At 65.9% G+C, this 4,449-nt stretch carries 3 protein-coding genes and 2 pseudogenes; 2 read left to right on the forward strand and 3 right to left on the reverse strand.

The features are described 5' to 3' along the window. The 3 genes and pseudogenes from EN742_RS25665 to EN742_RS25680 form a co-directional block, all read right to left on the reverse strand. Nucleotides 1–474, reverse strand: a pseudogene (locus EN742_RS25665) (ABC transporter permease); the annotation flags it as partial. A 183-nt stretch (nucleotides 475–657) separates the two neighbouring features. Next, complete coding sequence (locus EN742_RS25675) at nucleotides 658–1,500, reverse strand: ABC transporter permease (RefSeq protein WP_126059352.1); 843 nt, start codon at nucleotides 1,498–1,500, stop codon at nucleotides 658–660. A 101-nt stretch (nucleotides 1,501–1,601) separates the two neighbouring features. Further along, nucleotides 1,602–2,663 carry a spermidine/putrescine ABC transporter substrate-binding protein gene (locus tag EN742_RS25680; protein ID WP_128333425.1) on the reverse strand — a complete coding sequence of 354 codons (1,062 nt, stop codon included), beginning with the start codon at nucleotides 2,661–2,663 and terminating at the stop codon, nucleotides 1,602–1,604. A 232-nt stretch (nucleotides 2,664–2,895) separates the two neighbouring features. On the opposite strand from EN742_RS25680, the gene EN742_RS25685 reads away from it, so the two are divergent. Both EN742_RS25685 and EN742_RS25690 read left to right on the forward strand, forming a co-directional pair. Next, nucleotides 2,896–3,834: a GntR family transcriptional regulator gene (locus EN742_RS25685; protein WP_126058184.1), complete on the forward strand. Its 939-nt coding sequence runs from the start codon at nucleotides 2,896–2,898 to the stop codon at nucleotides 3,832–3,834. An 11-nt stretch (nucleotides 3,835–3,845) separates the two neighbouring features. Beyond that, nucleotides 3,846–4,449 (forward strand): annotated as a pseudogene (locus tag EN742_RS25690) (glycosyl transferase family 1); the annotation flags it as partial.

Below are 4,449 nucleotides of genomic sequence, written 5' to 3' on the forward strand. Positions count from 1 at the left end.
GTCGAAGCTCTTCAGCCGCGCGCGCACTACCGAGCAGACGAAGGCAAGGTTGAAGACGACATGGGCGAGGACGATGGTGTGTAGGCCCATGGTGACATCGAGCAGCGAGAAGAACGACAGCAGCGCGATGGCGAGCACGATGTCTGGAATGATCATCGGCGCGAAGATCAGTGCTTCCAGACCCTTTCCGTATTGCCGGCGCATCTCGATGCCGATCGCCAGCAGCGTGCCGAGCAGCGTGGCGATGGCGGTCGAGACCAGCGCCACGATCAGCGTGTTGAGGGCAGCCTGCAGGATCGCCGCATTGCCGGCGAGCGAAGCGTACCATTTCAGCGAGAAGCCCGACCATGCCGTCGGCAGCCCGCCGGCGTTGAAGGAGAGCGCCACCAGGACGGCGATCGGGATGTAGAGGAAGGCGAAGACCAGGACGAGGATCGTCCGCAAGCCGAGGGTGCGGGCAGGCGACGAAGTCATGGCTGCCCTCCGATGGTCAGGAGGCGAGCGGTCGTACAGCCTCCTTCTCCCCATTCACGGGGAGAAGATGTTGGCAGGCAGATGAGGGGCAACGCTGAGCGTCGCAAAGGCTGGCGCCGCCCCTCATCCGCCCCTTCGGGGCACCTTCTCCCCGTGAACGGGGAGAAGGAAGCAAGGGAGCGCTCAGCCATCGGCACCTCCCTCAGCTTCCTTGGCTCGGCCGGCGGCGCGGTCGGCAAGCAGGGCCTGCGCCATCAGGACCGCGAGCATGATGGCGATCAGCGCCATGGCGAGGGCGGCGCCAAACGGCCAGTCATTGGCGGTCAGGAACTGGTCGTAGACCAGGTTGCCGATCATCTGGAAGCGGCCGCCGCCGAGCAGAGCGGGGGTGACGAAATTGCCGATCGACAGCACGAAGACGAAGACCGCGCCGGCGGCGATGCCGGGCACCGTCAGGGGCAGGATGACGCGGCGAAAGGTGGTCAGCGCCGAGGCGCCGAGGTCGCGCGAAGCCTCGGCGAGTTCCGGATTGAGCCGCGACAGCGGCGCGTAACAGGCGAGGATGACGAAGGGCAGGTAGTTGTAGACCAGGCCGGCGATGACGGCGCCCTCGGTGTAGAGCATCGACGGCGGCTCGCCCGTGTAGCCCATCCAGCGCAGCAACTGGGTGACGAGGCCCTCGCGGTTGAGGAGCACGATCCAGGCATAGGTGCGGATCAGATAGTTCGACCAGAACGGCAGCACGGCGAAGAACAGAAATACCGGCTGCAGCCGGCGTGGCGCCGCGGCAATCGCATAGGCAGCGGCGTAGCCGATGATGACCGCGATCAGTGTCGCGGCGCCGGCGATGCGCGCCGAGTTGAGGAAGATGCCGGCATAGAGCGGGTCGAGGACCTGGCCGAAATTCTCCAGCGTGAAAGTGTATTCGATCCCGCCATAGATGCCGCGCCGGAAGAAGGCGAGCGCAAGCACCAGCGCGCATGGCACGACCATGAGCGCGGTCAGCCAGGCCAAAGCCGGCGCCATCAGCAGGTTGGAGCGAAGTCTGGTCTGGGACAATTTTCGATACCGCTCAGCGGCCGACGGCGGCAGCCCGCCATCGGCCATTGTCTCTGGGCTGCAAGCGCCTACTGCGCGGCCTTGATCTCGCTAACGATCTTGGAGTAGTCGCGCTGGGCGTCGCCGACGTCGCGCAACTGCTCGAACTTGACGAGGTCGGCCACCGGCATCGCCATGTTGGGGAACTTGGCCAGGAAGTCGGCCGGCAGGCTCTCCATCGCCGGCTTGTTCGGCACCTTGTAGTCGATGTTCTGCGCCGCCCAGGCGTGGTTCTTGGCGTCGAGCATGAAGTTGATGAACTTGAAGGCGGCGTCCTTGTGCTCGGAAGCCTTCATCACCACCATCGTGTCGACCCAGAGGTCCGAGCCTTCCTTCGGAATGACGTATTTGATCTCGGGCTTCTCGGCGATGCCGTAGTTGCACCAGCCGTCCCAGGCCTGCACCAGCAGCGCCTCGCCGGACACCAGCTTCGAATAGAAGGTGGTGTCGTCATAGGCGAGGAGGGTCTTCTTGGCCGAGATCAGCAGGTCCTTGACCTCGGCCATCTTGGCCGGGTCGGTCTCGTTGACGGAGAAACCCTTGTCGAGCTGGTCCGCGGCCAGCAGCCAGCGGTCGGTGGCCAGCATGGTGGTCTTGCCCTTGAGATCGTCGGAAGGCGCGAGCAGGTCGCTCCAGCTTGTCGGCGCCGTCTTGATCAGGTCCGAACGATAGCAGAGGCCGGTCGTGCCCCAGGTGTAGGGCACCGAGAAGGCGTTGCCGACATCGTGCGGCAGCTTGGTCGCTTCCGGATAGAGATTGGCGAGGTTGGGGACCTGGGCATGGTCGATCGGCTCGGTCAGGCCGAGCTTGTTCAGCACCTCGGCGAAGGGCGAGGAGACGAAGACCACGTCATAGCCCTTGCCGCCGGAGGCGACGAGCTTGCCCATGATCTCCTCATTGGTGGCGTGGACCACGACCTCGCCGGCAACACCGGTCGCGGTCTTGAAGGCGGCCATGGCGTCGGGCGCCATATAGCCGTCCCAGTTGGAGATGACGAGGTCGGCGGCGGCCGCCGGCGCCGAAAGCGCCAGAGCGAAGCCGAGCGCGATTGAAGACGTTCTGAACGAACGGTGCTGCAGGGCGGTGGTCATGGCAGTCTCCCATTACGGTTGATGGTCAAATTCATTGGCAGACCGGCATTCGCGGTTCCCGCCACGGGCTCGATCCTGTTCCCCGGTCTTTTGTTGCCGATTGCAGTGACAGTACTATTGCAGAAAAAAGTACGTCAATCCATAATTTGGCGGGCGGCTCCGGAATCTGGCCGATTGCCTCGGCGGGGACGATCGGCCAAACCGGGGTCGCACCGATCCACGAGAACAAGTCATGCAAGCGGCAGCCAGGCGACCTCGCACCAACCATCTCGATCTTGCGCAGCGCATCCTGGACGTTGCCAGGCAGCGCGGCTTCGCGCCCGGCGCGCACCTTCCCGAGCAACAGATCGCCTCGCTCTGCAGCGTTTCGCGGACTCCGGTGCGGGCGGCGCTGCGCCTGCTCACCGAACAGGGCGTGGTGCGCTGGGAAGCCGCCACAGGCTACCGCCTTGCCATCGACCTCGCGGCGCAAGGGGCTGTCGCCGCCGAATTGCCGAATACGGAGGAAGACGAACTGGCCGAGGCGATCCTGCGCGACCGCTCGGCGCGGCGGCTGGACCAGACGGTGACCGTCAGCGGGCTGATGCGGCGCTACGATGCTGAACGCAAGACGGTACTAAAAGCGCTTCAGAGACTGACGGAAGAGAATCTCGTCGACCGCGCGCCGGGCCAATCCTGGCTGTTTCGCCGGGCGCCCGACGATCCCGAGGCGCAGGGCGAGAGCTACGACTTCCGGCTGTTGCTGGAGCCCGCCGCCATATTGACGCCGGGCTTCAGCCTCGACGGCGCGCGGGCGGCGGCGCTGCGCCAGGGCATGGAGGCGCTGATGGCGCAGCCCGATGCGGCCTTCGACACCAGGGAATTCCAACGGCTGGACATCGAGTTCCACGGCATGATCGCCGACGGCTCGGCCAACCGGTTCGTCACCGACGCGCTGTCCGATCATCTCCGGTTGCGCCGGCTGCCTGGCATCTATGCGGGCGTCAACGTGTTCCGGCTCAAGCAGTCGCTGCGCGAGCACCTCACCATACTCGACCATCTGGAAAGCCGGCAGTATGAGGTTGCCGCTGATCTGCTGCGTGTGCATCTGAGGCTGTCGCGCAGCCAGCGGCCGCGGGCGGCGAGCCGCGGCGCGCCGGCGCTGTTCGGCATGATCAGCCGGCCGGATTGACCGAGGACATCGTGACGCGCAAAGCCAGCCCGACCATCGCGCTGTTTCCCGAAGCGAGCTTCGGCGCGGCGCTCAATTGCGTCGGCATCGCGCAGGCCTTGCGAGCCAGGGGCGCCCGGCCGGTCTTCATCTGCCATGCCGGCTTTTCCGGCGTCTTCGCCGATTACGGCTTTCAGGAATACCAGCTGCCGACCGACGATCCGCTGAGCGACAGCGAGCGGCAGAGCTACTGGCAGGCCTTCGTGCGCCGCCACCTGCCGCATTTCCGGCTGAGCCCGCTCGACCAGCTCGAAACCTATGTCGCGCCGACATGGCAGGCAATCGTCGACACGGCGGCCCACGCCGAGGCGCCGCTCAGGCAATTGCTGGCGCGGCTGAAGCCCGACGCCGTCGTCCTCGACAATGTCATCATGTTTCCGGCGATCGCCGGCGCCGGCTGCCCGTGGGTGCGCGTCGTCTCATGCGCCGAGACGGAATTGCCCGACGCCAAGGTGCCGCCCTATCTTTCCGGCCTTGCCGCCGACGACCCTGGGCGCGCCGCCTTCGAGGCGCGCTACCTCGCGGCGGTCGCCCCGGCGCATGAGCGGTTCAACCGGCTGCGCGCCAATGCAGGTC

Origin of the sequence: Mesorhizobium sp. M4A.F.Ca.ET.020.02.1.1, assembly GCF_004022645.1 — a bacterium.
Taxonomy (GTDB): domain Bacteria; phylum Pseudomonadota; class Alphaproteobacteria; order Rhizobiales; family Rhizobiaceae; genus Mesorhizobium.

Bases quoted from the DNA above. Each gene is read 5' to 3' on its own strand.
- EN742_RS25675 (WP_126059352.1), bottom strand. From the start codon at position 1,500: ATGGCGCCGGCTTTGGCCTGGCTGACCGCGCTCATGGTCGTGCCATGC.
- EN742_RS25680 (WP_128333425.1), bottom strand. From the start codon at position 2,663: ATGACCACCGCCCTGCAGCACCGTTCGTTCAGAACGTCTTCAATCGCG.
- EN742_RS25685 (WP_126058184.1), top strand. From the start codon at position 2,896: ATGCAAGCGGCAGCCAGGCGACCTCGCACCAACCATCTCGATCTTGCG.